The following is a 26,318-nucleotide window of genomic DNA, read 5'->3' as shown; positions in this document are numbered from 1 at the left end:
GGGACGTGTTACCGCAGATTGATGCGCAACACCGCGGCGCTGGCAAAGGGCAAAAGCGCGATCACGCCAAAGCTGATCCCCGCCAGAAGCAGTAGTGGCGTCTGCACGGCCAGCCCCTCTGCCCCGCGCCGGGCGACCTCGGCGCCGAAGATCAGCGTCGGCACATAAAGCGGCAGCACGAGCAGCGACATGAGCAGCCCGCCGCGTTTGATCCCGACAGTCAGCGCCGCGCCAAACGTGCCGATCACGCTGAGCGCCGGGGTGCCGACCGCAAGACTGATCACCACCCATTGATAAGCCGGGACAGGCAGGCTGAGCAGCACGCCCAGGACGGGCGCAGCAAAGACCAAAGGCAGGCCCGTGGTGATCCAATGCGCCAGCGCCTTGACCGACACGATCCCCTCCATCGGCAGCGGGGCTGTTGCCAGCAGGTCGAGCGATCCATCCTCCCAATCAAGGGCAAAGATCCGGTCGAGCGACAGAAGGCAGGCCAAGAGCGCACCAATCCACAGGATGCCGGGCGCGATGCGGGACAGCAGTTCGGTCTGCGGACCGACACCAAAGGGCACTAGAACAGTGACGATCAAGAAGAACGCCAGCCCAAGGCCAAAGCCGCCACCGGCGCGGATCGCCAGCATCAGATCGCGGGTGAGCAGCGCCTTCACAGGAACGCCTCGTCCATCTGCCGCGTGCGCGGGGCCGCCTTGAACGGTGTCAGGTCCAGCACGCGGGCTTCGGCCAACCCAAGGTCGATATGTGTGGCCATCAACGCGCTGCCGCCTGTGTGCAGATGCGCGCGCACGGCTTCGGCAAACAGCGCGACAGAAGCCACGTCGAGCGATACTGTCGGCTCGTCCAGAATCCAGATCGGGCGTCCGGTGACCATCAGCCGCGCCAGACCAAGACGGCGTTTCTGACCGGCAGACAGCGTGCCCGCCATGCGGCCGCGCAGTTCGGTCAGGTCAAAAGCCACAAGCGCCGGTTCGATGTCCGACAGGCCAAAGACCGACGCCCAGAATTTCAGGTTCTCGGTGACACTCAGCATCGCCTTGAGGCCATCGGAATGGGCCGCGTAGGCGATCTGGTCTTCCGCGCCTGTCACTGTGCCGGTTTCGGGGGGCTGCAACCCCGCGACACTGCGCAAGAGAGTTGTCTTGCCAACGCCATTGGGTCCGCGCAGCACCAATGCTTCGCCCGGAGCAAGGTCAAAGGACACCCCTTCAAGGATTGCAAGACCCCCGCGGGTCACAGCCAGATCGCGTACGGACAACACCATGGCCTTGGCTTAGACCAAGCCCGACGCAGGCAAAAGCGCGAAAGTGTCGCTTTTCGGGGATCGCTATGGACTTAACGCGGCGCGTTGCCGCTTGGTGCGGCTTTCCGTCAACGGAAAGCCATGATGCGTCGACGCATCATGCACCCGCCCCAACAGGCAGAAGTGCGAGGGCAACCCTGCGGCCCTCGGACAAAAGCACATTGTAGGTCCGGCAGGCGGCGGGCGAATTCATCACTTCAACCCCAATCCCCCGCGATTCCAACACATCGCGCAACGCGGCAGGAATATGGGCGATGTCCCCACCTGTCCCGATGAACAACACGTCCACCTTGCCCTCAAAGGCCAGAAGCGTGTCTGCGTCCTCATAACCCGTCCAAGGCTTTGTCCCATCCGGGCCGGTCACCAATGGCGCTGTGTGCTTGGTTCCGCCGATGCGGAAAAACTCCGCGCCATAACCTTCGATCGGATGCGCGTCGGTATAAACGACTTCGTTCAAACGCATGCAGACTTCCTTCCCGTTACATCTGGTCCCAGATAGGCACGCCCGCCAGCGTGGCAAGGCCGATGATGGCATAGGCGACGACCCTGTAGAACCGCTCCCACTCGGGGCGGAACAGCGCCTGCCCGATCAGCGCGCCCACACCATAGGGCACAAGCAGCACGGCCCCAAGGGCCACCGCCTGCGCCGTCAGCACGCCTTGCGCGGCCATCAAGGGCAACACCAACAGGCTGGTCGCTGTCAGGAACACCACCGTGGTTGCGCGGGTCGTGGAGATGCTGTCACGGCCAGCCAATTGGAACAGCACCATGATCGGTCCCATCAAGCCGCTCAATCCTCCGACAAACCCCGCAGCACCACCAATGATGATCCGTGTTCTGGTGGTCGGCTCGACCCGGTACCGCCATCCTGCGACAAGCGCCGCCAGCGTCACCGCGCAGAAAACCACCACGGCCCAGCGGATCGCCGTCACATCCGCCATTCGAAGCACCCAGATGCCCAGTGACGCCGACACCGCGGCCGACAGGATCAGTACGGTGACCGCCTTGCGATTGACCAGCGGCCACGCCCTTGGAAAGACAGTGACCAGCGAAGACAGGGACGAGACGGAGAACGCCGCGATCGCCATCACAGGTGAGATAAAGATCACCGACACGGGCATGTAGATCAGCGCGGCACCGAATCCTGCAAAGCCATAGACGATGCCGGCGACAATGGTGATCAGGACAAGCCAAACAAGCCCCGGTGTCGCCACCGCGGCCTGAAGGGTGTCAAGCATCAACATTGGCAAACTGGTTGCCAGTTGTGTCCGTCGGTTTGGTCCAGTCGCGTTTGACGCCCAGCCATAGCAGGATCGCGGAGGCGACGAAGATCGACGAATAGGTGCCGACGATCACACCCCAGATCATTGCGAAGACGAAGCCGCGGATCACGTCGCCGCCCAAGGCAAACAGTGCAACCAAGGCCAGAAGCGTGGTGGCCGAGGTCATGAAGGTCCGGCTCAGGGTTTCGTTGATCGAAATATTGAGTACCTCTTTGAGGTCCTTCTTCTTGTATTTGATCAGGTTCTCGCGCACCCGGTCGAAGACGACCACAGTGTCGTTGAGCGAATAGCCCACAATGGTCAGCAGCGCCGCGATGATGGCCAGGTCAAACTTGATCTGCAGTTCGGAAAAGATGCCGATGGTCAGGATGACGTCATGCACCAGCGCGATCACCGCGCCCAGGGCGAACTGCCATTCGAACCGCAGCCAGATGTAGATCAACACCGCGCCAATCGCGAGAACCACCGCGATGGCGGCGGTCTGGATCAATTCACCCGACACTTTGGGGCCGACGGATTCAACGGACACGAACTTGATGTCCGGGCGCACCTCGACCAGTGCCGCCTCAACCGATGCGATCACCTCGGTGCTGACCGCCTCTTCGCCGTCCTGCGCCTGAATGCGCACCATTGCGACGTTCTGTTCGGGGCCAAAGGTCGGATCGAACACCTCGGAGATCGTGATGTCCCCGAGATCAAGCGCGCCGATAGCCTCGCGGTAGACACCCACATCCACGGGCAGCGGGCTTTCCGTACGGATCGTCGTGCCGCCACGGAAGTCGATGCCGTAGTTCAAACCTTGCAGCAGGAACGACCCGAAGGAAATCACCATCAGCACGGCAGAGATGCCGAACCACAGCTTCCACCGCTGAAAGAAGTCGAAATTCGTGTTCTCTTTGACCAGTCGCAAACGCATATCAGACCTCAATCGTCTTGGGGCGACGGCGTTCGAACCAGATCACGATAAGAAGCCGGGTGACAAAAATGGCGGTAAAGACCGAGGTCAGGATGCCAAGGCCCAGCGTGATCGCGAACCCGCGCACCGGACCGGAGCCCATGACGAACAGGATCACCGCCGTGATGAAGGTGGTGATGTTGGCGTCCAGAATGGCCGAGAGCGCCTTTTCGTAGCCCAGTTCGATGGCCCGCGCCGGACCCTTTGCGGTTTTCAGCTCTTCTCGAATCCGCTCGAAGATCAGCACGTTGGCGTCCACCGCCATACCCACCGTTAGAACGATCCCCGCGATGCCGGGCAATGTCAGCGTCGCCCCGATCAGGCTGAGCATTCCAAAGATCATCGCAATGTTGATCACCAGTGCGATGTTGGCGAAAACACCGAAGAGCCCATAGCTGAGCGCCATGAAGACCAATACCGCGACAAAGGCCACAAGCGTCGCAATGCGACCGGCGTCAATGCTGTCCTGACCAAGCTCGGGACCAATGGTCCGTTCCTCAAGGAATTCCAGACCCGCAGGCAAGGCCCCTGCCCGCAACAACACCGCCAGTTGGGTGCTTTCTTCAACCGAGAAACTGCCGGTGATGATGCCCGATCCGCCTGGGATATGGCTTTGGATCACTGGGGCACTGATCACTTCGTTGTCGAGCACGATGGCAAAGGGATTACCGATATTCGCCGCCGTGTAATCGCCGAACTTGCGCGCGCCGGTCGGATTGAAGCGGAAATTCACCGCCGGACGACCATTCTGATCAAAGGCAGGTTGGGCGTCCACCAACTCTTCGCCGGTCACCACAGGCGCTTGTTCGAGGATGTAGAACACACCCGTCTCGTCCAAAGAAGGCAGAACCTCGTTACCGACACCGGGGGCCGTGTTCGCGTCGTCCGTGCGTCCAATCACCGGCTGGAAGGTCAGTTGCGCCGTCGTGCCGATGATCTCTTTGAGTTCCGCGGCGGACCCGATACCGGGCACCTGGATCAGGATACGGTCGGTCCCCTGCCGCTGGATCGTCGGTTCGCGCGTGCCCACTTCGTCGATGCGGCGGCGGATAATCTCAAGGCTCTGCTGCATCGTGCGTTCGTCAGTGGCGATCTGCTCGGCCTCCGACAGGGTCACCACGATATCCGCCCCTTCGGCGCGCACGTCTAGGTCGTCGCTCAACGCGCCGGTCAGGGAGACCACCGGCTGAGCCAATCCGCCGACCAGTTCAAGCGCGCGCGCCATGCCCTCGGGTTGCGAAATGCGAACGCGGAGTTCGCCATTGGCTGACGGCTGCAACCGGATCGTGCCGACCGTGTCGCGTTCGGGGCGCAGAATATCACGTACTTCGGGCCAGAGCGCCTCAAGCCGTGCGGCGTAGACATCCTCAACCTGCACTTCGGCCAGGAGATGCGCCCCGCCGCGCAAGTCCAGACCAAGGTTCACCAGTCCGGACGGCAGGAACGACGGCCAGGACGCGCTTTGCTCAAGCAGTTTGGGTGTTTCGCCCGACACTTCGATCGCGGCAACCGCGTCGTTATGTTGTTCGACGCGGGGGTAAAACAGATTGGGCAGCGCCAGAACCAGCCCCACCGCAACGGTGGTCCAGATCAGGAGGCGCTTCCAGAGGTCGATCTGAAGCATGAGCGAACGGGTCCGATGCGGGCTGTGGTCAGGAGTGGATCAGGTGTTGGCAGGTTCGGTCTTGGACACAACGGTCGCGATGGTGTTCTGAACCACGCGAACCTTGACGCCCTCGGCAATCTCGACGTCCAACTCGTTGTTTTCCTTGACCTTGACGACCTTGCCGATCAACCCGCCTTGGGTGATGACAACATCGCCACGGCGCAGTCCTTCGACCATCTTCTGGTGCTCTTTCATCTTCTTCTGCTGCGGACGGATCAGCAGGAAATACATGATCGCGAAAATCAGAATTAGCGGTACAAACTGGGCGATTGCGTTGCCGTCCATGGGCGTGCTCCTTAGAAGATGGCGGGGCACACCCCCGCGTGATCTGGCCGTAAATTTGGGCGGAACCTATGTTGCCGGGTCCGGCTTTGCAAGGCAGGTTCGGCTGTCCGCGACAACGCCGATGTCGCATGGCAAACCGCCCCAGACCTTTCGCGAAAATCACACGGACGTTTGACCTGTCGCATTGTGGGATCCGCTGGATTGGGCCTTACATGTCAGCCATGAAACCCATGCTAACCCTTTTTCTGATGCTTTGGACTGGTGCTTTGGCCGCGCAAGAGCTTCCGGTCCTGCCCATAGAGGACCACACAGCATGGCAGGCCGTGGGACGCGTCAACGCAGCTGGCTTCCGAACGCGCGAGATGTGTACGGGTACGCTGATTGCGCCCGACAGGGTGCTGACCGCCGCCCATTGCTTGGCGGGCACCGACGGGCTGGGGCCGCTTCCACATGAGTTCACCTTTGTCGCGGGATGGCTGCAAGGCACCGCGGTGGACAGCGTGGCAGGTGCGTCGATCTGGATCCATCCCCGCGCCTATTCCGAGGGACAGCTTGATGTCCGCTTTGATCTGGCCGTTTTGACGCTGGAACGCCCTGCGATCGTCGCGCCTCTGCCGCTTCTTTCCACAGGCGCAACCGCGCCTTACGGCATTCTGGGATACTCGTCGCGCCGTCCGCACATGCTGGGAGCCGCGTTTGATTGCAATGGGCGCGAGGAATCCGCGCTTCTGCGCCTGAACTGCCCCGTCACACCCGGCAATTCCGGTGGTCCGGTGCTGGCGCGACAAGACTGGCACTGGGCGGTCGCAGGCGTGATCAGCGCCATGGGACAAAGCGGTGCTTTGGCGGTGCCTGTGTCGCGCCTCCAGTCGCCCTGACCCCCTACCAAAGCCCGGCATTCCGGTGCATAAGGCCGCCCATCACTGTTGCGAGTCAGAAGGACAAGACCCATGCATGACATCCGAGCCATCCGCGAGAACCCTGCTGCGTTCGACGCAGCGCTGTCGCGCCGTGGATTGGAACCGGTCTCGTCCGAGATCCTGCGCATCGACGAAGCCCGCCGCGCCGCGATCCTCGCCGCCGAAACGGCGCAGGCCGACCAGAACAAGGCCGCCAAGGAAATCGGTCAGGCCAAGGCATCGGGGGACGAGGCTTTGTTCGCCCGTCTGCGGGACGAGGTCGCGGCCAAGAAAGCCGCCGTCGCAGAGATGCAGGCAAGCGCCAAGGACCTAGACGAGCAGCTCACCGATCTGCTTGCCGGCCTGCCGAACCTGCCCTTCGACGATGTGCCCGACGGGGCGGACGAAGCCGACAACGTGGAAATCCGCCGCTGGGGCACGCCGCGCACATTCGAGTTCCAGCCGAAGGAACATTACGAGATCACCGGCGTTCTTCCCGGAATGGACTTTGAAACCGCCGCCAAACTGTCGGGCTCGCGCTTTGTCGTGATGTCGGGCGCCGTGGCGCGGGTACACCGGGCTTTGGCGCAATTCATGCTGGACACGCATATCACAGAGAATGGCCTGACCGAGACATGGACCCCCGTCCTTGTCCGCGACGACATGATGTTCGGCACCGGTCAGTTGCCGAAATTCGGCGAAGACAGCTACCAGACCACCAATGGCTGGTGGCTTGTGCCCACAGCAGAGGTCACTCTGACCAACATCGTCAATGGCGTGACGGTGGACGAAGATTATCTGCCCCGCCGCTATGTCGCCCACACCCAGTGTTTCCGCTCTGAGGCGGGCAGTGCCGGGCGTGACACGGCAGGTATGCTGCGTCAGCACCAATTCGAAAAGGTCGAGATGGTGTCAATCACCCATCCGGACCACAGCCGCGATGAGCTGGACCGCATGACCGCCTGTGCGCAGGGTATCCTGGAAAAGCTCGGCCTGCCCTACCGCACCGTGGTGCTCTGCGCCGGTGACATGGGCGCGGGTGCGCGCCGCACCCATGACATCGAAGTGTGGCTGCCCGGTCAGAACACCTACCGCGAGATCAGCTCCTGCTCGGTCTGTGGCGACTTCCAGGCCCGCCGCATGAACGCCCGCTTCAAGCCCGCTGGCGGCGGCAAGCCGGAATTCGTGCATACGCTGAACGGCTCTGGCCTTGCCGTCGGGCGCTGCCTGATCGCCGTTCTGGAAAACGGTCAGGAGGCGGATGGCTCGGTCACCCTTCCCGAAGCCTTGCATCCGTGGCTCGGTGGCAAGACTCGGATCACGGCAGACGGAGTGATGGAATAGGCATGACACGGGTTTGGGCAGTACTGGTTCTTGTCGCGGCGATCCTTTTCGCCGCGTCACCTTGGTTCACCCAAGGGTTCAACGGGTTCGAGCCTGACCAATTCCCGGTGCCGCAGGACAATCCACCGGTCCAACCGGCGGGCTATGCCTTTGCCATCTGGGGCCTGATTTACCTTTGGCTCCTCATTGGTGCAGCCTTTGGCCTGATCAAGCGCAGCGACGATCCTGATTGGGTAGCAATGCGCCCACCTCTGGTGGTGAGCCTCGCCATCGGTGCCACTTGGCTGCCGGTGGCCAACCTGTCGCCTGTGATCGCCACCATCCTGATCCTTGCCATGCTTGGCACCGCCTTTCTAAGCCTGTTCCGCGTGGGCGACACCGACCGCTGGTTCCAGCAGACCCCGGTGGCAATCTATGCAGGCTGGCTGACCGCCGCGTCCTCGGTATCCGTTGGGCTGTTGTTGGGCGGCTACGGTGTGCTGAGCGGAACATGGGCCGCCATCGTGGCCCTGTCGATCGGGTTGGTCGTGGCGCTTGTTGCGCAATACCGCCTTCACCGCGCGCCGGAATACGGCATCACCGTGATCTGGGCGTTGATCGGCGTGATCGTCGCCAATACCGGGCCTTTGAACATTGCAGTTGTCGGTCTCTGCGTGATCGGAATCATGTCGATCCTCGCCCTGCGCGGAACAGACACAGAGTAACCCCACAAACTAAAAGGGCTTCGGTTTCCCGAAGCCCCCCACATGAGGATCGTCTGGCAGATCAGCCGGCGACGAGGATCTGTGCATCCTGCGCTGCGGTCAGCTCTTCCATGCTGACAGCACCATCGCCATCCGCGTCAACTTCGGCGAACACGTCTTCTGTCAGGTCAGGATACGCGACCATCAACTCTTCCATCGAATAGCTGCCATTGCCATCCGTGTCTTCCACCGCAACCTGCGCATGCGCCAAACCGGCTGTCAGAGCGACCACGGTTCCAAGGGTTACAATTGCGTTCTTCATGATAGGTTTGTTCTCCATTGCGGTCTCTGCCGCAAACAACGACTGATTGTCGTCGAGGAGTGAGATAACATCTGAAAAGCGCCCCACAAGATACTGAAATAAAACCGTGATCCCGGATCTGCACCAAAGCGCCGATGGTCGTTTCCGTGAACGGAAAAGGTGGATGCGTCGACGCATCCACCCCCCTTTATCTTATCCCATCGCGCGCAGACGTTTGATCAGGCTTGACGTGTCCCAACGTCCACCACCCAACTTCTGCACATCCTTGTAGAACTGGTCCACAAGCGCCGTCACAGGTAGCGAAGCACCAACCTCGTCCGCGGTATCGAGGCAAATCCCAAGGTCCTTGCGCATCCAATCCACAGCAAAGCCGTGGTTGAACTTGTCGTCGATCATGGTCTCGTAGCGGTTCGCCATCTGCCACGATCCGGCAGCCCCTTGGCTGATCACCTCGACAACGGCCCGGCCATCAAGCCCCGCTTTCTCGGCGAAATGCAGCGCTTCGCTCAGCCCCTGTACCAGACCCGCGATGGCGATCTGGTTGCACATCTTGGTCATCTGGCCCGCGCCGCTGTCGCCAATACGGCGGCAGATGCGGGCATAGGCGTCGATCACCGGTGCTGCGCTGTCATAAGCCGCCTGATCCCCGCCACACATCACCGAGAGCACGCCGTTCTCGGCCCCGGCCTGCCCACCTGAAATCGGCGCATCGACAAATGCGATGCCAAGATCGGCGCTGGCCTCGTACAGCTCCTTGGTGACCTTGGCCGACACCGTCGTGTGATCGACAAAGATGCTGCCTTTGGCCATGCCCGCAAACGCGCCATCCTCACCCAAACACACGCTGCGTAGATCATCGTCATTGCCGACACAGGACATCACGAAATCGCAGCCCGCCGCAGCCTCGCGCGGCGTGGCGGCATGGGAACCGCCATGTTGCTTGGCCCAGGCCTCGGCCTTGGCCGCTGTCCGGTTATACACCGTCACGTCATGCCCGGCTTTGACCAGATGCCCAGCCATCGGGTAGCCCATGACCCCCAAACCCAAGAATGCCACTTTCGCCATGCCGCGCGCTCCCTATCTGATGTGGTAATTTTCTGCTGCCTTTACCTGACGCCGCACCGCCCCCTTGGCAAGGGCTTGCGTGTTCGGTAGGGCAACGCTGGTATCCGCTTGACGCCCGCAGCACGGGCGCATTTCCGGTTTGAAGGGTGAACAACGCGTGGCGCTGATCTTCAGAATTATGGTGTGGCTGACAACGGCCTCTCTCGTTCTGGGGACGATTGCCGTTGTGACGATATATTACCTCGGCTCGCGGTCGCTCCCCGAGTATGACAACATCGTCCCGGTTGCCGGGCTGACGGCCGATGTCGAGATCCTGCGCGACAATTCCGGCGTTCCGCATATCTTCGGCACCTCCGACCGCGACGTGTTTTTCGCGCTTGGCTATGCCCATGCACAGGACCGGTTGTGGCAGATGACGCTGATGCGGCGGACTGCGCAGGGGCGTTTGTCCGAACTGTTCGGATCGCGCACCGTGGAAACGGACAAATTGCTGCGGAGACTGGATATCTACCCCCGCGCCGTCCAATCGGTCGAAGCGCAGGACGACCGCACCCGCGATGCGCTTGACGCCTATTCTGCAGGTGTGAACGCGCGGATTGCAGAGATCAACCGCGACAGCCTTGGCAGGGGTGCGCCGGAATTCTTCGTGTTCAACGCACCATTGGCCCCTTGGCAACCGGCGGACTCGATCGCATTGGTCAAGCTGATGGCGCTGCAGCTTTCCAGCCATCTGCGCGAAGAGGTGCTGCGCGCGCGCACATCGCTTCTGTTGCCCGATGAAAACCGGCTGGCCGACATCCTGCCCGACATCCCCGGTGTGGGTGTGGCGGCCCTGCCCGAATACGCCCAGCTTGTTCCCGGAGTGTCCGGAGAGACCCAGTTCGCACAGACCGGCCCCGATCCGATGTTCTGGCCCGTGGCCCCGCGCGGGCTGGCGGGTGCCTCGAACGCATGGGCGGCGGACGAAACCCGCTCGGCCACGGGATCAACGCTGATGGCGAACGATCCACACCTGCAATTCACCGCTCCGGCGACATGGTATCTGGCCCGGCTGCAACTGTCCTCGGGTGGCGTGATCGGAGCCACGATCCCCGGAGTTCCGACGATCATGGCGGGACGGTCCGAATCCATCGCCTGGGGTCTGACATCGTCTTATCTCGACGATCAGGACCTCTTCATTGAAGAGTTGAACCCGGACAACCGCGAACAATATCGCACGCCGGAGGGCTACAAGGATTTCGTCACCCGACGCTCGATCATCGAGATCAAGGACGCCGAACCGGTCACCCTGACCCTGCGATGGACCGACAATGGTCCGGTGTTGCCCAGCACACAGTTTGGTCTTGCCTCGATCACGCCCCCCGACCATGTGGCCGCGCTCAGCTGGACCGCCCTCAGTCCTCGGGATACGTCGATGTCCGCTGCTATCGCGCTGATGTATGCGCAATCGGTGGAAAATGCGCTCGAGGTGTCCAAGGCCTATATTGCGCCGTCCCAGAACCTGACGGTGATCGACGGCGACAGCATCGCGATGAAGCTCATCGGAGCCATGCCCCGCCGTGATGCCGCCCACCAGAGCCAGGGCCGGATGCCATCGCTTGGCTGGCGCAGCGAGAACCGCTGGCAAGGCGTGTTCCCCGACAACTCGAACCCCGTCTTCCTGAACCCGGTCGGCGGGATTGTCGGAAACACCAACAACAAGACCGTCGACCGCCCCTTCCCGCTCCATGTCAGCTTTGACTGGGGCGACAGCCAGCGTGTGATGCGGTGGCAAGGGCTGATGCAGGGTCGCGAGGTGCACACCCGCGACAGCTTCATCGAGGCACAGCTCGACACCGTGTCCATCACCGCCCGTGCCCTGCTGCCCCTGATCGGTGCGGACCTGTGGTTTACCGGCGAAGCCGCCCCGGAAGGCACGCCGGAACGCCTGCGCCAGCGCGCGCTCGACCTGCTCGCCAACTGGAACGGCGAGATGAATGAACACCTGCCGGAGCCGCTGATTTACTCGGCATGGCTTCGTGCGCTTCAGGAACGGCTGATCCGCGACGATCTTGGCCCACTCGCGTCCGAGTTCACACGAGTCGAGCCGCTGTTCATCGAACGGGTCTACCGCGACGTGGACGGCGCCAGCGCATGGTGCAACGTCATTCGTTCGGCTATCGAGGAAACCTGCACCGACATCGCAAGACTGGCGCTGGACGATGCCTTGGTCTGGATTTCAGAAAGCTGGGGCACGTCACTCGAGTCCCTGCGTTGGGGTGACGCGCATCAGGCAACGCATGACCACCCGGTGCTGGGCGAGGTACCGATCCTGCGGTACTTCGTGAACATTCGCCAAAGCACCTCTGGGGGCGACCACACGCTCATGCGCGGGCGCGGCGCGGGCGAAGGCCCCAACCCATTCCTGAATGTTCATGGCGCGGCCTATCGCGGTGTCTATGACTTTGCAGACCCCGACAGTTCGGTCTTCATCCTGTCCACCGGCCAGTCCGGTCATTTCCTGTCCCGCCACTACGACGATCTCGGCACGCTCTGGCGGCGCGGCGAATACATCCCCATGTCGCTTGACGTGAACCTTGCCCGCGCAGCGTCTGTCGGCGTAACGCGGCTGGTGCGCGAGTAGAACAGCGAAAACCCTCACTCAATGGCCGTCATCCGAAAGCGTTGGTTTGGCCAATTCTTATTGTGCCGTGTTACATTCTCTTATGCAGGCGGCTGGATCTGACCAAGCAGCATCTTCACGGTGCTATTGAGAACATTTTCCAATCCGATCGGTTGCACACTCCTGCTACCGAGTGTTCATCCAAGAATACGGAGATGTTCCGGATCAAATGAATTTTCAATTCTTTCGATGTAGGCTTGCGGAATGTCGCGGAACAAACCTTTTTCACGATAACGATTTGCCTCAACTTCATCCGCTTCGAACAGTGCGATTCCCAATCGACAGATATCGTCTCGCGAAAATTCGTGTTCTTCTATCCAGCGCATTTGCGCCACCTCGTGTCTAAGCAAAGCTTCTCCGTCTCTGCGTTTGTAGGCAAATCTCTTACAGAAAACTCCCGACCTGAGTACTGATAGTGGCCAACGAATCCGGACTCCCATGGCATATTGAAGCGAATGACTTCAAATTCACTTTTCCTTATGGCTCCATGTATGCCCTGAACAAGGTTAGGTCGATTTCTGACAAACGACTTTCCATGATAGTAATTCGCGAGGCCAAGCGCCAAGAAAGGTTGGATAAAATCCGGGTAGTTGGAAAGTGCCGCCTGATCCCAACAAGGTACGCGAAACGCACCTGTGTGCCATGTTACCGTATCCGGGCGAGTGATCCGTTCGAAATTTTGCAAACGGATTTCGGTAACGTCGGAAGGCAAGTAACAGAGCAAGTCTGCGAGGTCCTGCTCCAAATGAAGGAACTCGTCGGTGTCGATGTGCAAAAACCAATCGCTCTTGAATATTGCCCGTGCGACTTTCAAATTCAGGAGTTGTCTTTCAGGTACAGTTTTCGGCTTGCCCTTCAGGTTTTGCCAGTATCCATCATCACAAATCACATACCGAATGATCTTCTTAAAAGCCTCGAATTCGTTCTGAGAATATATGTCTGGATTGTCCAAGAAATATATTGGACGGGAGGCACCCTGAGATATCAAATGACCGGCATGTCCAAGTATATTCCACGCTGGAGCATTCGTTGTTGTCACCGATGTCCAGGTTTGCATGGAAACTCAACTTTTTCTTCACTCAATCTGATCCAGCAACCTTACTGTTGACCTCCACATCCTGCAAGATGATCAAGCCGATGTGCACAATTATAGGCTGAGATCGCCATTCAGAACCCAGCCAACTGTACAGGTTCACTGAAACCGCTGGACACGCCGGAAAAATATTTGGTACTGCCGACGCGATGCTTCAACAAGAAGTCCAGCGCATTGCCTTTAGACACCACTATACAATCAAAAATGTCGTGTAAGGAACTGACAATCCGAATTGTTTTCGCGGCAGGTCCGAAACCAAAAGGCGCAGCGAAAACAAGACATTTTGGCTTGACCATACCAGAAACCACCCAGTCAATTCAGTATAAGGTCAAATCTACTTTACGAGTACTTCAATGTCTCGAACTGCCGCGCGTCCTTCGCTGACCAGCGAACCCGTACCGTGTATCCTGTATCGGTCTGAGTTTCTTCTTCCACCAGCGCCTTGTCAAACAGCCATGCGCGTTTGCGGCCTTCGTCAAAGGTCAGATGCAGCGTGTCTTCGCGGCGGTCCCCTTCGAGGATGCGGTTGACCGCTGCCAGAAGCGCATCGAGCCCGTCGCCCGTCAATGCAGAGGTTGCAAAGACACTGTCGTCCCGTTCGGCGCGCGCAACCGCTGCGACGCGATCTTCCTCTGGCATCGCGTCGATCTTGTTCCAGACTTCCAGAAGCGGCGTGGTCTCTGTCACACCAAGCGAGTTGAGGATCTCACGCACGTCGTTGGCCTGTTCTTCCGTCGCCGCATGGCTGATGTCGCGGACATGCAGGATCAGATCGGCGGCCAGCACCTCTTCCAACGTGGCACGAAACGCAGCGACCAGTTCGGTCGGCAGATCGCTGATGAACCCCACCGTATCCGAGAGTATCACGTCCGGCCCGTCCGGCAGCTTGACCGACCGCATGGTTGGGTCAAGCGTGGCAAAGAGCATGTCCTTGGCCATCACATCGGCCCCGGTCAGCCGATTGAACAGCGTCGATTTCCCAGCGTTGGTGTAGCCCACCAAGGCCACAATGGGATACGGCACCTTGGCCCGCGCCGCGCGGTGCAGGCTGCGGGTCTTGACCACCTTGTCCAGCTGTCGGCGCAGGTTGACCAATTGCTCGTCGATGGCGCGGCGGTCGGCTTCGATCTGGGTTTCACCGGGTCCACCAACGAACCCAAGACCACCACGCTGTCGTTCGAGGTGGGTCCACGCCCGCACCAGCCGCGTGCGTTGATAGGTGAGTGCCGCCATCTCGACCTGCAGCACCCCTTCGCGTGTCGCGGCCCGGTCGCTGAAGATCTCAAGGATCAGACCGGTCCGATCAAGCAGTTTGACACCCCACGTCTTTTCAAGATTGCGCTGCTGCACGGGCGAGACCGGACCATCCACCAGAACCAGCTCGATCTCGTTTTCCTTGAAGATCGTTTTCAGTTCTTCGATCTTGCCCGACCCGAACAGGGCTCCGGCATGTGGCTTGGGCAATCGAACGACATTGCTGCCCTTCACTTCGAGCCCGGGCAAAGCCGCAGCCAAAGCAACAGCTTCGGCCAAAGCCGATTTTGCCGATCGCCGGGACCGGTCGCTGGTGATGTCAGGATGCAGGACCCATGCCGGGGTCACATGCGCCTTGTGTTCTTTCAATTGTCGCCTTCGCCGTCATACAGATTGATCGGCTGTGCCGGCATAATCGTCGAAATGGCATGCTTGTAGACAAGCTGCGATTGGCCATCCCGGCGCAGGAGCACACAAAAGTTATCGAACCAGGTGATCACACCCTGCAATTTCACGCCGTTGATCAAGAAAACAGTCACCGGCACCTTTGTTTTGCGGACGTGATTGAGAAATGCGTCCTGAAGGTTCTGCTTATCAGATGCCATAAAATTAGCCTTTATTCTTGCTTTTGTCGCGCCGTAGGTCGTGATTTGACGTCACTATGTCTTGGCACTCACGTAAATTCCAGTGGAAAAACAAGGAATTTCGGCAAGTGTGCCGACAAGGCTCAATCGCGCCAAAGATCTGGTGTCAAAATCACCACAAGTGCCAGCATTTCAAGGCGTCCCATGATCATTGCAATGGCGGCGATTGCCTTGGGTCCGGGCCCCAGTTCGATCAGCGTGAGACGCCCGGCCTGAACCACATCGACCAGTGGCCCGCAATTCGACAGATTGGCCACCGCCAGCACAAGTGACTGCTCGAACGGGATACCAAAGGCTGAAAACGCTACGGTGGTTGCCGCCAGCGTGATGGCAAAGATCATGAAGAACACCCAGGCGATAAAGGCCCCTTCCCGGCGGGTGCGGCGCGACACGAGACCAGAACGCCCAACGGACGAGGGATGGACCAGACGATCCACCTCGCGCATGCCGTTCACCAGCAGCGCGAAAACGCGCATCAGCTTGACCCCGCCCGCCGTGGTCGCCACTCCGCCACCGATCAGCGCGAGGCCCATCAGGATGAGCCCTGGCGTTTCCAACCCCGACCAGGCCTGTGCGTCGATCCAATCGACGCTGGAATAGCCATGTGTGGTCAAGAACGACAATACCGTGAAAGCCGCGCCCCAGAACGCCCGCAAAGCCGCCAGAACGTTGTTCTGGTCGCCAATATCCAAGGCAGCCACGAAATGGCGCAGCACAAGCAGAGTTGGGATCGCAAGCACGATGGCCATGCCCAGACGAAATTCAGGATCATAGAACAAACCGGCCCTCTGGGCCGTGTTGGTGTCCTTGGAAAACGTCACACGCGACAGGGCGAACAGCAGAAACACCGCCATGATCGCTTCGCCTGCGATCCCACTGCTTGCCCCTTCTGGGCCACCGACAGGCGAAATGCCCGACGTGGACATCACGCTCATTGCATGGATCAGAGCCACGAATGGCGCGTCGCCCGCGACCAATAGCAGAACCCAAAGCGCCAGCGTCAAAAGCGCGTAGGACGGAACCAGAACAACGGCGCTGCGCGCAAGACGGCTGGCCGGATTGGCGGTATCCCGCCGCGCAGCCCCGGCAACCACATCCTGCCCCGGCTCTCCCAATGAGGCCACCTCGAACCCGCCAAGGTTCAACGGCGCGAGAATCGCCGCCGCCGCCACCCACATGAGCAACCCGCCCATCCACGCAACCTGTGCGCGCCACAGATGCTCGGCCATGGACAACCGCTCCGGGGCGAACAGCGGCAGCCCGGTCGTGGTCAGGCTCGACACCATATCGAGATAGGCATTCAGAAACGTCGTGGTCTGAATCGATTCGTAGAACGGAACCGCCAGTACCGCGGGCAGGATCACGAAACTGCCCAACAGAGCGACCAGTTGCCGGATGGCGTTGCGGTTGTGCGGTCGGTTCGCCAGCGCCAGCGCGATCAGGGCGCACAGGATCAGCCCCACCAATCCCGAATAGAAGAACGACCGCGCATCCCGGAATGCCTCGGCCCAGAGCGCCACAACCGCCGGCACGATCATCGACGCAGATGCGATCCCCGTCAGCAGCAACAACAGCGGCAGGCGATAGAGCAGCGCCATCGGATCAGAAGAAGTCGATCGACACCTGGAGCAGGCGTTCGACCTCAGGCACGTCCTTGGCCAGCGTGAAGAGCACCACCTGGTCCCCCTCCTCGATCACCATCGACCCGACAGGACGCCTCACCTTGCCCGCCTTGCGCACAGCACCGACCAGCACACCTTCGGGAAAATCGATGTCGCGCAGCTTCTGCCCGGCCATCGGCGAGGTCGACAGCACCTCCGCCTCGATCACCTCGGCCTCCGCATCGCCGATGGAATAGACCGCGCGCACCCGCCCGTGGCGGAAATGCTTGAGGATCGAACTCACCGTGACCGAGCGCGGGTTGATATAGGCGTCGATCCCCAAAGGCTCCATCAGCGGCTCAAGCGTCGGGTCGTTGATCAAAGCAATCGCCATCCGGCAGCCTTCGGACTTGGCGCGCACGGCGGCCAGCATGTTGACCTTGTCGTCATCGGTCACACACAGAACCGCATCCGCGCGCTCGATATTGGCCTCGGCCAGCAGCGCAACGTCCAAGCCGTCGCCATTCAGAACAATCGTCCGCTCCAACGCCTCGGCCGCGCGTTCTGCGTTCTTGCGGTTGCGTTCGATCACCTTGACCCGCACCCGGTCGGCACGCTGTTCGAGATCCTTCGCCACCATCAGCCCGACATTTCCGCCGCCGATGATCACCACCCGCTCCTGCTTGTGATGGGTCTTGCCGAAAATCTCCAGAGTCCGCCGCACGTCCTCGATATGGGACATCACGTAACAGGAATTGCCCGCGAAGATCTGGTCATTCGATTCCGGCGCAAACAGAGTGCCATCCCGCCGGATGCCCACCACGATGCTCCGCAGGGTCGAGAAGAGGTCCGTCAGCTGTTTCAGCGGCGTGTTCACGATCGGGCAGTCGTCGTCGATGGTCAGACCCATCAGCGCCGCCTCGCCATCGAGGAACTTTTCCGTGTCAAAAGCGGCAGGCGCGTTCAGCCGCTGCAGCGCCGCCTCGGCCACCTCCATCTCGGGGCTGATCACCACGTCGATGGGCATGTGATCGCGGCGGTAGAGGTCGGAATAGATCGCCGTCAGATAGCTCTTGGACCGCAGCCGCGCGATCTTGCGCGGGATCGAGAACACCGAATGCGCCACCTGGCAGGTCACCATGTTGACCTCGTCCGAATGGGTCGCCGCGATGATCATGTCCGCATCCCGCGCCCCGGCCTGCTCCAGAACATCCGGATACGAGGCAAACCCCGCAATTCCCTGCACATCCAGCGCATCCGTCGCCCGGCGCACCAGATCGGGGTTGTTGTCCACGACCGTGACGTCATTGCGCTCGCCCGAAAGGTGCCGCGCGATCTGCCAGCCGACCTGTCCCGCTCCGCAGATGATAACTTTCATATCCCGCGCCCGCAGTCGGGCCCCTTGGCTGTAACGCAGTCTTCTGTGTGGCAGAGGTCCGGAGTGGGGTCAATTGGCAGCAGGCTGGACCGTCCGACCGTGAACCGACCAGCGCCCTCAGGAACGTCGGGCGCGTCGCCGATCGCGGGCACGCCCCCAAGACACCGGAGAACGGAGAACGGAGGCAGAGATATTTCAGGCGCATTTCTATAAACGAGGGTCCGCCGACCGTTACCTTACCAAGGGAACGGACACGCCTCGCATCAGAGGGCACATAAAAAGGTACCGGAATGCAGACCGAAGACACATTGCACCAGATCGTCTATTTCAGCCAGCCAACCCGCTCCATGCCCCTGAGTGAAGTGCGCGAATTGCTGATCAAGGCGCAGATCAACAATCATTTCAATGACGTGACCGGACTGCTCCTGTTCGACGGCGATTCCTTTGTCCAGGTTCTTGAAGGGCCCAAGGATAAGGTGATGGCTCTCTTCGAGAAGATCGCGCGTGACCCGCGCCACACGCAGTTCACCACGTTGATGGAGAGAGAGGTCCCGCAACGCGATTTCGGCCAGTGGTCAATGGGTCTCGCTCATATCGAAGGAAAGCACATGAAGAGCCTTCCCGGTCTCACGGATATCGAAAGCGCCCGCAGGATGCTGTCGGACAGCGGAGCGGCTGAAAGCCTCGTTGAGGTGATCAAGTCCCATTACGGCGACAGTGACAAAGAGCAGGACGTCGCATAACAGGCCGGCCCGCTCTGCCAGCGCTGTTTGATCTTGTTGACCTGCCCGACCATGGCACCGCGATCCTAGCGAGAGCAGGCCGCACTATGCTTCGATGAAGGCAGTCTGCTGCCGTGGAGGCGCAACCGACGAGCCCGTAGGGTGCGTGCTCGCACGCACCGTCATCGCCAAACAAGGTGCGTGACATCACGCATCCTACCCCTAATTTTAAACAAACCGATTGAGTTCGCAAAAACTCATACGGAGATTGCGTTGTATAACGAATTTAGCGACGTAGATTAAAATCAAGGGATGTGTACATTTCCCAATCTGAACACCAACTCACACCGCAATCATTGCATGCGTCGGGTATATGCCGGTTGCCCATTCGTCTGTTCGGCCTTGATACTTCTTTTGTTACTATAACTCGCTTTGCGTCCGCTAGAGCATAGCTAATGATAAAGGCGTCGCGACCTATCTTTTCCAACTCACTATCATTGAACTGTGGGTTATCACCATCATATCCTTGTTTGACAACGCGTTGCACGAACGCAGGATCAGGATCCTCCATCAGCAATAATGCATCCTTTGTGATGCTATCACGCGCCCAATCACCTAGCGGATTATCTCTTTCGCTGATTTCATCATGTATTTCTCTAGGAATTTTTATTTTGTCGGCTTCACCCATTTCAATAAGCCATTCCCAAAACTGAGGAATCCTATCTAAAGGATAATAAAGGTTTTTAGCCGCAATAAGGACGTTGGCATCAATGAGAAACATTAAGTCAACTCACTGATGAAGCCAGACCTATTCAATTTACTTTCATACCCACGCAATAGTGTCTCGACACTATTTGCCTTTGAGCCCAAAAGATTTGCCGCTTTAGTATACGTCAATGCATTTGTACGTACACTTCGATAGACAACACCCAACAGGGCATCGCCAAGGTTGTGCGCTTTGACAACATTGGGATTAGGCCCATCTCCATCTTTTTGCTTACTCTTTTGCACTTCAAGTGCAGCTTGCCACCGGACATGGTATAGCGACCTGAGAGTCAAATAAGCTTTAGATGTCAGCTTGTTCATGCGGTATAGCTTATAGGCGACCATCGGCCCACTGACAGACCATTTATATGCAAAACCATCAATGATCTTCTCGGCTGCTTCAGCATTGCCAGGATCAAAAGAAATCATATCTGCATCAAAATACTCGGATGGCAAAAGAAATTCACCAGCGACATCGTTACAGAATTGTTCGACTTTCGCCTCGTGTGTTGTCGGATCCCCAGCATATGCTTGCCCACTCACCCCAGTCGCGCCTAACCAGATATGCGCAATTTCGTGCAACAGCGTGAATGAACGAGAGGTTTTCGCTTCCTTCGCATTTATCACTATAAATGGCGCGACTTCGTCAGCAATCGCAAACCCTCGAAAGACGCTAGAGGGTATCGTGGAGTGATAAGAGCCTAAATCAGATAGTAGCAACACAAAGATGCCTATGTCTTCTGCTGCAGCCCGAAGTGTTTTAAATAATTTGACAGGTTCACCTCGACGCAAATTTCTATCTCGGTGATCGAAACCTAACGTCTCACTGATAGACTCGACCACTGTGGCAATTGGAGTGCTAATTGTCATAGAGCCGACGAACTCATGCTCATGAAAATCATCATCATCAAGTATTAAGTCACGAACTGCTTCCTGTCTGGCTTTTACGTCTCTCAGCAAAGCATCCAGCATCGCATTTTCACGCTTCGTACGTTCGTCAGGGCTTTGACGAAAGTCTTGACCACGCTGTCCCTTGCGAGGCGGCTCAGCCATATAGAAGGCCAACAAGGGTCGTTTATAAACTTGCGCAAATTTCGCCAACTGCGTTCTAGTCGGTTGCTTCTCGCCTGCTTCCATTGCAGCCAATTTTTCGGCAGCCGTAGCATTCACGCCGTCACTGAATATCTTGGAAGCAGCGTCCTCCAGAGTGAAACCTGCAGTCTCGCGTGCCCAGATCAGTATTATTGGATTAATCTGGATGGACATGTGTACCTCAACCAAATGGTCTTTTTTCGGAAATCCTATGTCAAATCTGATGCAGCGCCTAGTGCAGCAATGTCACAGATTTGACCAGCCCTTAAAACGGTGCAAAATCTGCGCTTCCCATTAGATGCCGCATACATCCATCCCCAAACCTTACCAAACCCTTAATAGGTCCAGATCGGACCCAATGTTTCGCGCGCGAAACAATAGGGCCAAAACGGTCCTATCCGCCCGGAGCGAGATCCCGCGCCACGCGGAAGCCGACATTGGCCTGGCGGCGGGTCTTGGGGATACCCACCCGATAGCTGACCCGGAGGTTCTCCGGCGGATCGTCCCAGGATCCGCCCCGCAGCACCCGGCTGTCGCACGTGCCCGTCGTCCGCGCCGCCCCGTCCGCCGGGGCCCCGCGATGCGATCCGTTCCAGCAATCCGCCGTCCATTCCCACAGGTTCCCGATCATGTGCGACAGCCCGTACGGGTTGACCGGGAACACCCCCGCCGGCACCGGAGCCTCGGTCCCGTCATTGCAGGCGTTGTTGCGGTGCCGGAACCGGCTCTCCGCCCCTGCCCCGTTCACCCGCTGGCAGATCACCCCCAGCCCACCGGGCCACGGGTAGTCCTGATCCAGCGTGCCACGCGCCGCATATTCGAATTCCGCCTCCGACGCGAGCCGCCACCCGCCGCGCGGGTCTTCGTCGTTGAGCCAATCCACATAGGCCATCGCATCATCCCAGTTGATACAGGCCGCCGGATGATCGTCGGTCACGTCAAACCCCGGCGCGCCCCAATAGGCCCCGTCCCGCGACCGCAACCGCCCTTCCGCTGTCCAGACAAAACAGGACCGCCCCGTCCGCGTCCCCGTCGCCTCCTCGAAGGCGCGCATGTCGCCCACCGTGATCTCGGTCGCCGCAATCTCGAACGCCGCGATGGTCTGGCTGGTGCGCGGCCCCTCGGCCCCTCCCTGCTCCGACCCCATCACCGTGTCGCCCCCAGGAATGCGCACCATGCGCGGACAGACGGTACAGGTCGCCTGCGGTGGGTTCACCAGCACCAACGATGTGCGCGGCGGTTCGGGTTGCGGCTCTGGCTCTGGCTCCGGCTGCGGCGCGAGGTCAGGACGCAGCGCAAAGAGCTGCGCCTCCGCCTCGCTGCGAAACACCCCTTCGGGAAATGCCTCCAGATAGGCCTGAAACGCATCGGCGGTGTTCAGCTCCTGTGCAAACTCCCACGCCGCCCGGTCCACGCCCGAGCGGTCGATCTGCCGCGTGCCCTGCGCCCCCGCCACCCCGGCGGTCGTCATCAGGGCCACGGCAGAGGCCAAAATCAGATGTCGCATGGTGAAAACCCGGTTCGTTTCGACATCCGGACAGATAATCCCTTACGACGCCTCTTCCACCTCATCCTCGAGATAGGCCACCCGCCCGCCGGATTTGGAGCCAGTGACCACCCCAAGCGACTTCAGCTTCCGATGCAGCGCGCTGCGCTCCATTCCCACAAAGCTCGCCGTGCGGCTGATATTGCCGCCAAAGCGGTTGATCTGGGTGAGCAGGTATTCCCGCTCGAACGCCTCGCGTGCCTCGCGCAGCGGCATAGTGGCCAGCGTGCCCGACAGGACCACGCGCCCCTCTTCATCGTCGGCTGTGGCCGTGTCCTGCGGCAATTCCCGCGCCGCGATGTCGCCGGTGCCGTCACCAAGGATCAGGACCCGCTCGATCAGGTTCTTGAGCTGCCGCACGTTGCCGGGCCAGACCATCGTCTGCAACAGCGCCACCGCATCCGGGCTGAGACCGCGCTTCGGCAGCCCCTGCGTCTGGTTGAAGAGGTCAATGAAATGCGCCGCCAGCATCGGAATATCCTCGCGCCGATCCTCAAGGCTGGGCACGGAGATCGGCACGACGTTCAGACGGTGATACAGTTCTTCGCGGAAGGTGCCCGCCGCGATCTCGGCCTGCAGATCGCGGTTGGTGGACGAGATCACCCGCAGATCCACCCGCACCTTGTCCGCCCCACCGACGCGCTGGAATTGCTGATCCACCAGCACGCGCAGAATCTTGGACTGCGTGCCGATAGGCATGTCGGCCACTTCATCGAAATAGATCACGCCGCCATGCGCCTGTTCCAGCAACCCCGGCTCGACCCCACGTTCGGGGGTTTCGCGCCCAAAGAGCACCGCCTCCATGGTCTCGGGCGCCACGCCGGCGCAGTTTACCGTAACGAACGGAGCGCTCGCCCGGTTCGAATGCGCGTGGATGTAGCGCGCCGCGACTTCCTTGCCGCTGCCTGCAGGACCCGACAGCAAGACGCGCCCATTGGATTTCGTCACCTTGTCGAGGTTGGACAACAGCCCACGATAGGCTGCACATTCACCGACCATCTGCGCCACATCGGTTTCGCGGCGCTTGAGCTTGTTGTTCTCGCGGCGCAGGCGGCTGGTTTCCATCGCCCGTCGGATGACCACCAGCAACTGGTCGATATTGAACGGTTTTTCAATGAAATCATACGCGCCCTGCTTGATCGCAGCGACCGCGATTTCGATGTTGCCATGGCCTGAAATGATCACCACCGGCACATCCGGGTTGTCCCGTTTGACGGTTTTCAGGATGTCGATCCCGTCCATCTTGCTGTCTTTGAGCCAGATATCGAGGATCAGCAGCGATGGTTCTTCTGCATTGATCTCGGCCATGGCCTCGGACGAGTTTCCGGCAAGCCGGGTTGTGTATCCTTCGTCTTCAAGGATGTCACCGATCAGTTCGCGGATGTCGCGTTCGTCGTCTACAATCAGTATATCGCTCATAACCTCACCCTTGTCTTTCTCTACATCACGTCTTGCGGTCGTCTTCGGAGCCCGCATCCAGTTCCAGAACGTTGATTTCGTTCTCTATTTTCAGAGACACCAGAATAGGCAGGCGGATAACTGCCATCGCCCCACGCCGGCCGCTGTCGTCAAATGGCTCAGCCGGTTCCAGCGTCAGTGTCCCGCCGTGTTCTTCGATGATCTTCTTTACGATCGGCAAACCCAAACCCGTGCCTTTTTCACGTGTGGTCACATAAGGCTCGAACAGCCGTGACGGATCTTCGGGCAGACCAATGCCGTTGTCGGAAATGCGGATCTCGGCCGCGTCTTCCATCGTCACACAGGACACGCGGATCTGTGGGGACACCGCTCCCTCGGGGCCTGTTTCGATATAACTTTCAATCGCTTCCCCTGCGTTCTTGATGAGATTCGTAAAGGCCTGACCGATCATCGTCGCGTCGATTTCGGCCGGGATACCGTCTTCCGGCATGTCGGTCACGAAAGACACATTGGGCTGCCCGGCTTCCTGCAAAAGAACAACGCTGCGCAGGATATCAACGATGTCTTCGGGTTTGCGTTCCGGCTCCGGCATGCGCGCGAACTTGGAGAACTCGTCAACAATGCGCCGCAAGTCATTGGTTTGACGGACAATCACCTCGGTCAGCTGTTCGAGACTTTCGGCATCCTCGGTCCCAAGCACACGGCGAAACTTGCGACGGATGCGTTCGGCGGAAAGCTGGATGGGCGTGAGCGGGTTCTTGATTTCATGCGCGATGCGCCGGGCGACATCGCCCCATGCGGCCATCCGCTGCGCGCTGACCAGATCGGTCACATCATCAAAGGCGATCACGTAGCCTTCAAGCCCACCATCCTCGCGCCGCCGCGTGGACAGCCGCACCAGCAGATTTTCCAGCCGACCCGCCCGGCTGACCTTGATTTCCTCCTGCGCGGTTTCGATGCCCTGTTCCCGCAGCCGTTCGAACAAAGGTCCGAACTCGGGGACAGCGACGGTGATTTCAACGCTGCGCTGGTTTTCCTGCCACGCCAGCAGCCGCTCGGCAGAGCGGTTGACGAAGGTCACGCGACCACCCGCGTCAAGCCCGACAACGCCCGAGGTCACGGAAGTCAGAACGGAATCGAACAGGCGCTGCCGTCGTTCGATCTGGCGCGTGTTGTCGAGCAACGTCTCACGCTGCCCTTTGAGCTGGCGCGTCATCTGGTTGAAGTAGCGGCCCAGCATGGCGATTTCATCGTCGCCGTCCTCTTCCTGCACCTTCACATCCAGATCGCCCGCCCCGACGCGCTGTGCCGCCCCAGTCAACCGGCCCACAGGGCGGCTAAGACGCTCTGCAAACCACAGGCCCAGCCAGATAGCGGCGAGGATCAACAGGAAGGCAAAGCCAAGGTAGAGCAGCGCAAAATCAAACAGAACGCGGCCGCGGTCGTTTTCCTGCTGCTGGTAAAAGCGGGCCGTTTCCTGCGTGTCGTCGAGCAGATTTAGGATTTGGCCATCCACTTCGCGCGTGATGTAAAGATACCGGTCGGTAAAGGCCCGCAGCGGGATCAGCGCACGCAACTCGTTGTTGTCCCAATCCTGAACAAGCGCAAACCCGATTGCCATTGCTTCGGCGAAAACATCTGCAGACGGGCGTTCAAAGTCGAAGAGATAGGATCCTTCGCCCCTTGCTCGGATTTCGCCCGCCCCGTCAATGACATAAGCCTCGCGCAACCCGCGCTGGATCTGCGCCTGACCCTGGCTGAGCGCCTGGCGCAATTCACCGTCATCCATGATGAAGGTGGCGCGGCGGTTGGCATCAAGGAACGCGGCCAATGCCTGCGCATCCTGTGTCAGGCCATCGCGGTGTTCCTGCTCATAGGCTTCGGCGGCAGACAGGGAGGCGCCGACAACGTTGCGCACCCGCTCGGAGAACCATGTCTCAAGACCGATATTGATGGTGAGAACAGCAAAGACGGCTACGGTGATCGTGGGCAACAGCGCCATCAGCGCGAATGCCCCCGTCAGTCGCAGATGCAGCCGCGACCCTGCGGATTTGGCGCGCCGGGCGGCGATCAGGTTGACCACACGACTGAGGACCAGAGCGGCCAGCAACAGCACGTAGATGAGGTCGGCCAGAAGCACCAGACGCAGGTTGAATTGCGCCCCGGTCCCGGTGTCGAGCGGCCCAAGAACAAGAATCGTCGCAATGGCAAGAACAGGCCCCAGCAGCACCAGACCAAGGGTCATGGCGTTCTGATAGCGCCGTTGCCGACGCATCCGGTTCAACCGGGTCCAATTCCACGAGCGTGCCCAGGTGGCCACAGCCA

The 26,318-nt window shown here is 59.7% G+C and carries 25 protein-coding genes; 5 read left to right on the top strand and 20 right to left on the bottom strand.

Features of this window, described 5'->3' with window-relative positions:
- Positions 1-8 precede the first annotated feature (8 nt).
- The 7 genes from ccmB to yajC all read right to left on the bottom strand — a co-directional run bounded on the left by ccmB (position 9) and on the right by yajC (position 5,504).
- Entirely contained in the window at positions 9-665 is a 657-nt protein-coding gene (gene ccmB / locus ACMVPR_RS05235; RefSeq protein ID WP_300584141.1) for a heme exporter protein CcmB, read from the bottom strand.
- On the bottom strand, positions 662-1,276 hold the full coding sequence (ccmA, locus tag ACMVPR_RS05230; protein WP_416881999.1) for a heme ABC exporter ATP-binding protein CcmA: 615 nt from the start codon (positions 1,274-1,276) through the stop codon (positions 662-664). The genes ccmB and ccmA overlap by 4 nt, the downstream gene beginning before the upstream one ends.
- A gap of 136 nt (positions 1,277-1,412) precedes the next feature.
- Positions 1,413-1,778, bottom strand: coding sequence for an Mth938-like domain-containing protein (locus ACMVPR_RS05225; protein WP_416881998.1), 366 nt, complete (start codon positions 1,776-1,778; stop codon positions 1,413-1,415).
- 16 nt (positions 1,779-1,794) lie between these two features.
- A complete protein-coding gene (locus ACMVPR_RS05220) occupies positions 1,795-2,553 on the bottom strand; it encodes a TSUP family transporter (RefSeq protein ID WP_416881997.1) in 759 nt (252 codons plus the stop codon).
- Entirely contained in the window at positions 2,546-3,514 is a 969-nt protein-coding gene (secF, locus tag ACMVPR_RS05215) for a protein translocase subunit SecF (RefSeq protein WP_416881996.1), read from the bottom strand. Before secF ends, ACMVPR_RS05220 begins: the two co-directional genes overlap by 8 nt.
- Position 3,515: 1 nt before the next feature.
- Positions 3,516-5,177 carry a protein translocase subunit SecD gene (secD, locus tag ACMVPR_RS05210; protein ID WP_416881995.1) on the bottom strand — a complete coding sequence of 554 codons (1,662 nt, stop codon included), beginning with the start codon at positions 5,175-5,177 and terminating at the stop codon, positions 3,516-3,518.
- Between the two features lie 39 nt (positions 5,178-5,216).
- Positions 5,217-5,504 carry a preprotein translocase subunit YajC gene (gene yajC, locus ACMVPR_RS05205; RefSeq protein ID WP_292268036.1) on the bottom strand — a complete coding sequence of 96 codons (288 nt, stop codon included), beginning with the start codon at positions 5,502-5,504 and terminating at the stop codon, positions 5,217-5,219.
- 230 nt (positions 5,505-5,734) lie between these two features.
- On the opposite strand from yajC, the gene ACMVPR_RS05200 reads away from it, so the two are divergent.
- From ACMVPR_RS05200 to ACMVPR_RS05190, 3 genes are all read left to right on the top strand, one after another.
- Positions 5,735-6,382, top strand: coding sequence for a trypsin-like serine peptidase (locus ACMVPR_RS05200; protein WP_416881994.1), 648 nt, complete (start codon positions 5,735-5,737; stop codon positions 6,380-6,382).
- A 72-nt stretch (positions 6,383-6,454) separates the two neighbouring features.
- Positions 6,455-7,747 carry a serine--tRNA ligase gene (gene serS, locus ACMVPR_RS05195; protein ID WP_416881993.1) on the top strand — a complete coding sequence of 431 codons (1,293 nt, stop codon included), beginning with the start codon at positions 6,455-6,457 and terminating at the stop codon, positions 7,745-7,747.
- Between the two features lie 2 nt (positions 7,748-7,749).
- A complete protein-coding gene (locus ACMVPR_RS05190; protein ID WP_416881992.1) occupies positions 7,750-8,451 on the top strand; it encodes a hypothetical protein in 702 nt (233 codons plus the stop codon).
- A 61-nt stretch (positions 8,452-8,512) separates the two neighbouring features.
- Here the strand turns inward: ACMVPR_RS05190 and ACMVPR_RS05185 are convergent, their stop codons facing one another.
- The gene (locus ACMVPR_RS05185) at positions 8,513-8,770 is read right to left on the bottom strand and encodes an EF-hand domain-containing protein (protein WP_300584158.1); all 258 of its coding nucleotides are present in this window, start codon (positions 8,768-8,770) and stop codon (positions 8,513-8,515) included.
- Positions 8,771-8,944: 174 nt separating this feature from the next.
- Positions 8,945-9,817: an NAD(P)-dependent oxidoreductase gene (locus ACMVPR_RS05180; RefSeq protein WP_416881991.1), complete on the bottom strand. Its 873-nt coding sequence runs from the start codon at positions 9,815-9,817 to the stop codon at positions 8,945-8,947.
- A 157-nt stretch (positions 9,818-9,974) separates the two neighbouring features.
- On the opposite strand from ACMVPR_RS05180, the gene ACMVPR_RS05175 reads away from it, so the two are divergent.
- Complete coding sequence (locus tag ACMVPR_RS05175; protein ID WP_416881990.1) at positions 9,975-12,440, top strand: penicillin acylase family protein; 2,466 nt, start codon at positions 9,975-9,977, stop codon at positions 12,438-12,440.
- Between the two features lie 176 nt (positions 12,441-12,616).
- On the opposite strand, the gene ACMVPR_RS05170 is transcribed toward ACMVPR_RS05175, so the two are convergent.
- The 6 genes from ACMVPR_RS05170 to trkA all read right to left on the bottom strand — a co-directional run bounded on the left by ACMVPR_RS05170 (position 12,617) and on the right by trkA (position 18,449).
- Positions 12,617-12,805, bottom strand: coding sequence for a hypothetical protein (locus tag ACMVPR_RS05170; protein ID WP_416881989.1), 189 nt, complete (start codon positions 12,803-12,805; stop codon positions 12,617-12,619).
- The gene (locus ACMVPR_RS05165; RefSeq protein WP_416881988.1) at positions 12,793-13,536 is read right to left on the bottom strand and encodes a hypothetical protein; all 744 of its coding nucleotides are present in this window, start codon (positions 13,534-13,536) and stop codon (positions 12,793-12,795) included. The genes ACMVPR_RS05170 and ACMVPR_RS05165 overlap by 13 nt, the downstream gene beginning before the upstream one ends.
- Before the next feature lie 375 nt (positions 13,537-13,911).
- Positions 13,912-15,174 carry a GTPase HflX gene (hflX, locus tag ACMVPR_RS05160; RefSeq protein ID WP_416884620.1) on the bottom strand — a complete coding sequence of 421 codons (1,263 nt, stop codon included), beginning with the start codon at positions 15,172-15,174 and terminating at the stop codon, positions 13,912-13,914.
- Positions 15,175-15,191: 17 nt separating this feature from the next.
- Positions 15,192-15,431: an RNA chaperone Hfq gene (gene hfq, locus ACMVPR_RS05155; RefSeq protein ID WP_085629992.1), complete on the bottom strand. Its 240-nt coding sequence runs from the start codon at positions 15,429-15,431 to the stop codon at positions 15,192-15,194.
- A 122-nt stretch (positions 15,432-15,553) separates the two neighbouring features.
- The gene (locus ACMVPR_RS05150) at positions 15,554-17,068 is read right to left on the bottom strand and encodes a TrkH family potassium uptake protein (protein ID WP_416881987.1); all 1,515 of its coding nucleotides are present in this window, start codon (positions 17,066-17,068) and stop codon (positions 15,554-15,556) included.
- Positions 17,069-17,072: 4 nt separating this feature from the next.
- Positions 17,073-18,449, bottom strand: coding sequence for a Trk system potassium transporter TrkA (trkA, locus tag ACMVPR_RS05145; protein WP_416881986.1), 1,377 nt, complete (start codon positions 18,447-18,449; stop codon positions 17,073-17,075).
- Between the two features lie 290 nt (positions 18,450-18,739).
- On the opposite strand from trkA, the gene ACMVPR_RS05140 reads away from it, so the two are divergent.
- Positions 18,740-19,192 carry a BLUF domain-containing protein gene (locus ACMVPR_RS05140; protein ID WP_416881985.1) on the top strand — a complete coding sequence of 151 codons (453 nt, stop codon included), beginning with the start codon at positions 18,740-18,742 and terminating at the stop codon, positions 19,190-19,192.
- A gap of 265 nt (positions 19,193-19,457) precedes the next feature.
- Here ACMVPR_RS05140 and ACMVPR_RS05135 read toward each other — a convergent pair whose 3' ends face one another.
- The 5 genes from ACMVPR_RS05135 to ACMVPR_RS05115 form a co-directional block, all read right to left on the bottom strand.
- Positions 19,458-19,952, bottom strand: a complete 495-nt coding sequence (locus ACMVPR_RS05135) for a DUF4411 family protein (protein WP_416881984.1) — start codon at positions 19,950-19,952, stop codon at positions 19,458-19,460.
- Positions 19,952-21,202 (bottom strand): ImmA/IrrE family metallo-endopeptidase, encoded by a 1,251-nt coding sequence (locus ACMVPR_RS05130; protein ID WP_416881983.1) that lies wholly within the window; start codon positions 21,200-21,202, stop codon positions 19,952-19,954. Before ACMVPR_RS05130 ends, ACMVPR_RS05135 begins: the two co-directional genes overlap by 1 nt.
- A 220-nt stretch (positions 21,203-21,422) precedes the next feature.
- Positions 21,423-22,535, bottom strand: coding sequence for a formylglycine-generating enzyme family protein (locus tag ACMVPR_RS05125; protein WP_416881982.1), 1,113 nt, complete (start codon positions 22,533-22,535; stop codon positions 21,423-21,425).
- Positions 22,536-22,577: 42 nt separating this feature from the next.
- Complete coding sequence (locus ACMVPR_RS05120; protein WP_300586493.1) at positions 22,578-23,993, bottom strand: sigma-54-dependent transcriptional regulator; 1,416 nt, start codon at positions 23,991-23,993, stop codon at positions 22,578-22,580.
- Positions 23,994-24,018: 25 nt separating this feature from the next.
- Positions 24,019-26,268 (bottom strand): ATP-binding protein, encoded by a 2,250-nt coding sequence (locus ACMVPR_RS05115; RefSeq protein WP_416884619.1) that lies wholly within the window; start codon positions 26,266-26,268, stop codon positions 24,019-24,021.
- Positions 26,269-26,318: the final 50 nt, after the last annotated feature.

The sequence above is a fragment of the Marivita sp. genome (assembly GCF_048006345.1).
In the GTDB taxonomy this organism is placed as follows: Bacteria; Pseudomonadota; Alphaproteobacteria; order Rhodobacterales; family Rhodobacteraceae; genus Marivita.
This window is presented reverse-complemented; position numbering and strand designations above follow the sequence as displayed.